The organism is Clavibacter sp. MX14-G9D (genome assembly GCF_032917815.1).
Lineage (GTDB): Bacteria > Actinomycetota > Actinomycetes > Actinomycetales > Microbacteriaceae > Clavibacter > Clavibacter michiganensis_K.
The window spans coordinates 1-6746 of the sequence record NZ_JAVCVL010000154.1; the positions used below are offsets into that span (position 1 = coordinate 1).

Consider the following 6746-nt stretch of genomic DNA (forward strand, 5'->3'; position numbering starts at 1 on the left):
GGCGGCCGGGCGCGCACCCACCGCCGCGTCTCCAGCGGACGCTAGACCGCACGACGCGCAGCGCGCGTCGGCATGAGGCCGAGGGCCCCCGTCACCGACGGGGGCCCTCGGTCGTGTCGAGCCGGTCGTCCCGACGCGGGCGCGCCCCGGCCCCGCGGGCCTGCCTGGGGACGGTCGCCGGGGCCCGCGGCGGCATCCGGATAGCTTGTGCGGATGACACGCGCCGCCCTCGCCACCCGTGGCCCCTACCGCAAGGGCCTGGAGCGCAGGGAGCTCCTCATCCGCACCGCCATCGAGGTGTTCGCGGAGCAGGGGTACCGCGGCAGCTCCCTCCGGGAGATCGCGGCGCGGGCGCAGATCACGCCGGCCGGCCTCCTGCACCACTTCACGGGCAAGGAGGAGCTGCTGCTCGCCGTGCTGGAGCGCCGCGAGGAGCGCCTCGCGTCCGCCGTCGAGACCCACCGGCCGCGCAGCGTCGCCGAGCACGCGGCCGTCGTCATCGCCGACGGGGAGCAGAGCGCGTGCCTCACGCGCGTCATCGCCGTCGTCTCCTCGGAGGCCTCCGCGTCGGGCCACCCGCTGCACGACCTGTTCCGGGAGCGCCGGTCGCGCGAGCTCGAGCGCATCACGGCGGGCGTGGTCGTCGACCAGGCACGCGGGCTCATCGACCCGGAGCTCGACCCGGGATCCGCCGCGGCCGTCGTGCTGTCCGCCATGGACGGCCTGCACGTGCAGCGCTGCTACGGCGTGGGCGCGGGGGCGAGCGCGGCCTTCGAGGACCTGCGCCGCCACTACCTCGAGCCGCCGTCCGCGACGCGGGCCGCCGCGGTCTGAGCGGCCGGAGCGGCCGGATCGGGCTAGGGCAGCACGCCCACGGAGGCGAGGGCCGCGCGCAGCAGCGCGCCGCGGCCGCCCTCCATGTCGGCCGAGACGGCGTCGGAGGCCGCCTCCTCCGGGGTCATCCAGGTGATCTCGAGGGCATCCTGGCGGGGATCGCACGTGCCCGTGACCGGCACCACGTACGCCAGCGAGACGGCGTGCTGCCGCTCGTCCGTGAACGGGCTCGCACCGGGGAACGGGAAGTACTCGGCCACCGAGAACGGCGTCGGGCTAGCGGGCAGCTGCGGGAACGCCATCGGCCCGAGGTCCTTCTCGAGGTGGCGGAAGAGCGCGTCGCGCAGGGTCTCGCCGTACATCACGCGGCCCGAGACGAGCATGCGCGTCATCTGGCCGGTCGCCGTCGCGCGCAGCAGCACGCCGATGTCCTTCACGCGGCCCACGCCGTCGACCCGCACGGGGACGGCCTCGACGTAGAGCAGGGGCAGGCGCTGCCGGATCTGCGCCAGCTCCACGTCCGACAGCCAGCCGGAGTTCGGGTCGGGGATGTTCGGGTCCGGGGTGCGAACGGTCATGGTCCATTGTCACCCACCGCCGGAGCGCGGCGGCCACCCGGCGCGCGGACCGGATCCACGGGGGCGGATGCGAGGATGGGCGCGCCGGACGACCCCGCGTCCGCCCATCCGCCGCCGCCCCCGAGGACACCGTGACCGCACTGCCGCTGGATCCCGACGCCGTCCTCTGGTCGGCCTCCACCGCCGAGCTCGCCGACCGGCCGCTGCTCGTGCTGCTGCACGGGTACGGGTCGCACGAGGGCGACCTCTTCGGGCTCTCGCCGTACCTGCCGCTCGGGCCGGTGGTCGCGTCGCTGCGGGCGCCGATCGCCCTGCAGGGCGGCCACGCGTGGTTCCCGATCGTGCCGGGATCGACCGGCGACCCGGATCCGGCCGCCGCCGACGCCGCCGCGCAGGGGGTGCTCGACTGGCTCGACGGGCTGCCCGCGACGCCGCGCTCGGTCGGCCTCCTCGGCTTCAGCCAGGGCGGCGCGACCGCGCTCCAGCTCCTGCGGAACGCGCCCGGGCGCTTCTCCTACGCCGTGCAGCTCAGCGGCTTCTCCGTGCGCGGCGAGCACGCGGGCGACGTCGCGCTGGCAGCCGACCGCACGCCCGTCTTCTGGGGCCGCGGCACCGCCGACGCGGTGATCCCCGACTCCGCCGTCGCCCGCACGCGCGCCTGGATCGGCGGCCACACGGACCTCACCGAGCGCATCTACGAGGACCTGCCGCACTCGGTGTCCGCGCCGGAGCTCCGGGACGTGTCCGCGTTCATCCGGGAGCACGCGGGCTGATCGGCCCGTCGGGCGCGCGGCGGCGCCGCGCGCCCGGGCGCCCGGCCCTGTCCGCCGAGTCCGGCCCCGTCCGCCGAGCGCAGGCTCGTCCGCCGAGCGCGGGCTCGAGGTGGATGTCGGTGGCACGGAGGAGGATAAGCGGATGGATGACGTCCTCGCGCGCTTCTCGCCGGCCACCCGGGAGTGGTTCCAGGGCGCGTTCCCCGGCCCGACCGCCGCGCAGACCGGTGCGTGGGACGCGGTGCAGAAGGGGTCGCACGCGCTCGTCGTGGCGCCCACCGGATCCGGCAAGACGCTCGCGGCGTTCCTCTGGTCCATCGACCGGCTCGCCTCGCGACCCGCGCCGGAGGATCCGATGCGGCGCACGCGCGTCCTCTACATCTCGCCCCTGAAGGCGCTCGCGGTCGACGTGGAGCGCAACCTCCGCTCGCCGCTCGTGGGCATCGTGCAGACCGCGAAGCGGCTGGGGGCCGAGCCGCCCGAGGTCACCGTGGGCGTGCGCTCGGGCGACACCCCGGCCGGCGACCGCCGCGCGCTCGCGAGGACGCCGCCGGACATCCTCATCACCACGCCCGAGTCGCTGTTCCTCATGCTCACCTCGGCCGCGCGGGAGACGCTCGTGGGGGTCGAGACGGTCATCGTCGACGAGGTGCATGCGGTCGCCGCCACCAAGCGCGGCAGCCACCTCGCGCTGTCGCTGGAGCGGCTCGACGCGCTGCTCGAGAAGCCCGCCCAGCGGATCGGGCTGTCGGCCACGGTGCGGCCGCCCGAGGAGGTGGCGCGGTTCCTGGGCGGGCGCTCGCCCGTCACCATCGTGTCGCCGAGGAACACCAAGGAGTTCGACCTCCGCGTCGTCGTGCCGGTCGACGACATGACCGAGCTCGGCACCACCGCGCCGCTCGAGGGGTCGGCGGCGCAGGGCGAGCCGCAGCAGGGGTCCATCTGGCCGCACGTGGAGGAGGGCATCGTCGACCTCGTGCTCCAGCACACGTCGTCCATCGTCTTCACGAACAGCCGGCGGCTCGCGGAGCGGCTCACGGCCCGGCTCAACGAGATCTACGCGGGGCGCATCGAGGACGGGCGGATCGACGCCCAGGGACGCGCGATCGTCGCCGGGTCCGCGGGCGCCGAGGCTGACGCCGTGCCCGTGCTGGCGGGTGCGGCGGCCGCGTCCGGGGCGTCCCGGCCCGTCGACGCCACCGCCTCCTCCGCCACCCGGCGCGCACCTGCCCGTCCGCCCGCGGAGGTCATGGCGCAGGCCGGGAGCACCGAGGGCGCGGATCCCGTGCTCGCCAAGGCGCACCACGGGTCCGTCTCGAAGGAGCAGCGCGCCCTCATCGAGGACGACCTGAAGTCGGGGCGGCTGCGCTGCGTGGTCGCCACCTCGAGCCTGGAGCTCGGCATCGACATGGGCGACGTCGACCTCGTCGTGCAGGTGGAGGCCCCGCCGTCGGTCGCGAGCGGGCTGCAGCGCGTCGGCCGCGCCGGGCACCAGGTGGGCGAGGTCTCGCGCGGCGTCATCTTCCCCAAGCACCGGGCCGACCTCATCCACTCGGCCGTCGCCGCGGAGCGCATGGCGAGCGGGCAGATCGAGTCGCTGCGCGTGCCCGCGAACCCCCTCGACGTGCTCGCGCAGCAGACCGTCGCGGCCGTCGCGCTCGAGTCGGTGGGCGTCGAGGAGTGGTTCGACACCGTCCGGCGCAGCGCGCCGTTCGCGACCCTGCCGCGCTCGGCCTACGAGGCCACGCTCGACCTGCTGAGCGGCCGCTACCCGTCGGACGAGTTCGCCGAGCTGCGGCCCCGCATCGTCTGGGACCGCGACGAGGGCACCATCGAGGGGCGGCCGGGCGCGCAGCGGCTCGCGGTCACCTCCGGCGGCACCATCCCCGACCGCGGCCTGTTCGGCGTCTTCATGGTGGGCGAGAAGGCCTCGCGCGTGGGCGAGCTCGACGAGGAGATGGTCTACGAGTCGCGCGTCGGCGACGTGTTCGCGCTCGGGGCCACGAGCTGGCGGATCCAGGAGATCACGCACGACCGCGTGCTCGTCACGCCCGCGTTCGGCGAGCCCGGCAAGCTGCCGTTCTGGAAGGGCGACGGCCTCGGCCGGCCCCTGGAGCTCGGCCGGGCCATCGGCGCGTTCGTGCGGGAGCTCTCGGGATCCGCGGTGGACGACGCCCGGGCACGCGCCGGCCGCGTAGGCCTCGACGACCGCGCCGTGAACAACCTCCTCGCGTTCCTCGACGACCAGAAGAAGGCCACCGGCCACGTGCCGAACGACCGCACGCTCGTGGTCGAGCGCTTCCGCGACGAGCTGGGCGACTGGCGCGTGGTGCTGCACTCCCCGTACGGCATGCAGGTGCACGCGCCGTGGGCGCTCGCGGTGGGCGCGCGCGTCACCGAGCTGTACGGGATCGACGGCGCGACCATGGCCAACGACGACGGCATCGTGGTGCGCATCCCCGAGACCGACGGCGAGCCGCCGGGGGCCGACCTGTTCGTGTTCGAGCCGGACGAGCTCGACGCCATCGTCACGCGCGAGGTCGGCGGATCCGCCCTCTTCGCGTCCCGGTTCCGCGAGTGCGCCGCCCGCGCCCTGCTGCTGCCCCGCTACAACCCCGGCCGCCGGTCGCCGCTCTGGCAGCAGCGCCAGCGCGCGTCCCAGCTGCTCGACGTCGCGCGGAAGTACCCCGCGTTCCCCATCGTGCTCGAGACCGTGCGCGAGGTGCTGCAGGACGTCTACGACCTGCCCGCGCTCACGTCGCTCGCGAAGGACATCGAGGCGCGGCGCATCCGCATCGTCGAGACCACCACGGAGGACGCGTCCCCGTTCGCGCGCAGCCTCCTGTTCAGCTACGTGGGCGCGTTCATGTACGAGGGCGACAGCCCGCTCGCCGAGCGCCGCGCCGCCGCGCTGTCGCTCGACGCGGGCCTCCTGTCGGAGCTGCTCGGCCGCGCGGAGCTGCGCGAGCTGCTGGATCCGGGTGTCATCGAGCGCACCGAGCTGGAGCTGCAGCGGCTCGCGACCGACCGCCGCGCGAAGGGCGTGGAGGGCGTGGCCGACCTGCTGCGCATCCTCGGGCCGCTGGACGCGGAGGAGGTCGCCGCGCGCCTGGAGCCCGAGGAGTCCGCGTCCGCCGGTGACCACCTCGACGCGCTCGTCGCCGGCAAGCGGGCGCTCCGCGTCTCGTTCGGCGGGCGTCCGCGCGTCGCCGCCATCGAGGACGCGAGCCGCCTGCGCGACGCCCTCGGGGTGCCGCTGCCCATCGGCACGCCGCTCGCGTTCGTCGAGCCCGTGGCCGATCCCCTGGGCGACCTCGTGGGCCGCTACGCCCGCACGCACGGCCCCTTCACCATCGCCGACGCGGCCACGGCCATCGGGCTGGGGTCCGCGGTCATCGCCGACACCCTCGCGCGGCTCGGCGCCCAGCGGCGCGTGGTGGAGGGCGAGTTCCGGCCGGGGGCGTCCGGCAGCGAGTGGTGCGACGTGGAGGTGCTCCGGCGCCTCCGCAGCCGGTCGCTCGCGGCGCTCCGCAGCGAGGTCGAGCCCGTCGAGCGGGCCGCCTTCGCGCGCTTCCTGCCGGCGTGGCAGCACGTGGCCGGCGCCGACCGCGAGCGCGGGCTCCGCGGCGTCGACGGCGTGCTCCAGGTCATCGAGCAGCTGGCCGGCGCGCCCGTGCCCGCCTCCGCGTGGGAGACGCTCGTGCTGCCGGCCCGGGTGCGCGACTACACGCCCGCCTTCCTCGACGAGCTCACGTCCACGGGCGAGGTCATCTGGTCGGGCGCCGGCACGCTCGCGGGCGCCGACGGCTGGGTCAGCCTGCACCTCGCCGACCAGGTCGCCCTGACGCTCCCGGAGCCCGACGTGCACGACACCGACGAGCTGCAGCGCGAGATCCTCACGACGCTCGGCACCGGCGGCGGCTACTTCTTCCGGCAGCTGAGCGACGCCGTGGGGTCCACGGACGACAAGGCGCTCGTCACCGCCCTCTGGGACCTGGTGTGGGCGGGGCTCGTCACCAACGACACGCTGTCGCCGCTGCGGGCGCTGCTCGCGGGCGGATCCACGGCGCACAAGACGCCGCAGCGCGCGCCCCGCGGCCGCATGTACCGGGGCGGGCGCATGCCGCGCGCCGAGATGCCCACGCGCACCGGGCCGTCGACCGCGGCCGGGCGCTGGTCGATCGTGCCGCTCGCCGAGACCGACGCCACCGTGCGCGCGGCCGGCACCGCCGAGCTGCTCCTCGAGCGGTACGGCGTGGTCACGCGCGGCTCCGTCATGACCGAGCGCGTGCCCGGCGGCTTCGCGCTCACCTACAAGGTGCTCGCGGGCTTCGAGGACACCGGGCGCGCCCGGCGCGGCTACTTCATCGAGACGCTCGGCGCGGCGCAGTTCTCCACGGGCGGCACGGTCGACCGGCTGCGCGGCTTCACCCGCGACCCCGACGCGGGCGAGCGGCCGCGGAACGCGCTGACGCTGGCGGCCACGGATCCGGCGAACGCGTACGGCGCGGCGCTGCCGTGGCCGCGGCTCGACGGCTCGGCACCCGACTCGGGCGACGAC

At 75.8% G+C, this 6746-nt stretch carries 4 protein-coding genes; 3 read left to right on the plus strand and 1 reads right to left on the minus strand.

Annotated features, from left to right (window positions below; genetic code table 11):
- Positions 1-213: 213 nt before the first annotated feature.
- Positions 214-834 (plus strand): TetR/AcrR family transcriptional regulator, encoded by a 621-nt coding sequence (locus Q6969_RS11635; protein WP_317230586.1) that lies wholly within the window; start codon positions 214-216, stop codon positions 832-834.
- Between the two features lie 23 nt (positions 835-857).
- On the opposite strand, the gene Q6969_RS11640 is transcribed toward Q6969_RS11635, so the two are convergent.
- Positions 858-1412, minus strand: coding sequence for an NUDIX hydrolase family protein (locus Q6969_RS11640; protein WP_094116608.1), 555 nt, complete (start codon positions 1410-1412; stop codon positions 858-860).
- 131 nt (positions 1413-1543) lie between these two features.
- Between Q6969_RS11640 and Q6969_RS11645 the strand changes: the two genes are divergently transcribed.
- Together Q6969_RS11645 and Q6969_RS11650 are read left to right on the plus strand one after the other, a co-directional pair.
- On the plus strand, positions 1544-2185 hold the full coding sequence (locus Q6969_RS11645) for an alpha/beta fold hydrolase (protein WP_317230587.1): 642 nt from the start codon (positions 1544-1546) through the stop codon (positions 2183-2185).
- 142 nt (positions 2186-2327) lie between these two features.
- Positions 2328-6746: DEAD/DEAH box helicase (locus Q6969_RS11650; protein WP_317230588.1), on the plus strand; the 4419-nt coding region annotated here is incomplete at its 3' end.